We start from the raw sequence: 456 nt of genomic DNA on the forward strand, positions 1-456 counted from the left end.
CGCATGCCCAGCTGTCAAAAAGAGCAGTGCACACATTCGTGGCCTTGAAATGGCCATTAACAATATTCTGAGCGCTGAAGAAGAGTGCCAGAGTGCTTTACAGGAGATGGCAAAGCTAGCTCCTAAACGGGATCTGGAGATCCTCACAAGCATTCCAGGCATCGGCGAAAACACTGCTCTAAGAATCATTAGTGAGCTTGGGGATATCAGGCGTTTTAACAACCCTAGCCAATTAAATGCCTTCGTTGATGTTGATCCTCAAGTTTATGAATCTGGCAACCTCACGGCCCACCTGTCAATTTCAAAGCGTGGGACAGCTATTGGCAGAAAGGTGCTGTACTTGGCCATAAACCAAATTCAGTCGGCTAAGAAAGCGGGAAACCCTTGTCATATTGCGGATTATTACGAGAAACGAAAACGGTCTTCTGAGACTGCAAGTCACAAGAAGGCCGCTAT

Annotated in this window: 1 protein-coding gene; it reads left to right on the plus strand. The window is 46.9% G+C overall.

Going from position 1 to position 456, the window contains the following annotated elements; genetic code table 11:
• A partial coding sequence (locus tag FD23_RS07620; protein ID WP_155515445.1) for a transposase occupies positions 1–456 on the plus strand: 456 nt, incomplete at both ends.

Origin of the sequence: Lactobacillus delbrueckii subsp. delbrueckii DSM 20074 = JCM 1012, assembly GCF_001433875.1 — a bacterium.
In the GTDB taxonomy this organism is placed as follows: Bacteria; Bacillota; Bacilli; order Lactobacillales; family Lactobacillaceae; genus Lactobacillus; species Lactobacillus delbrueckii.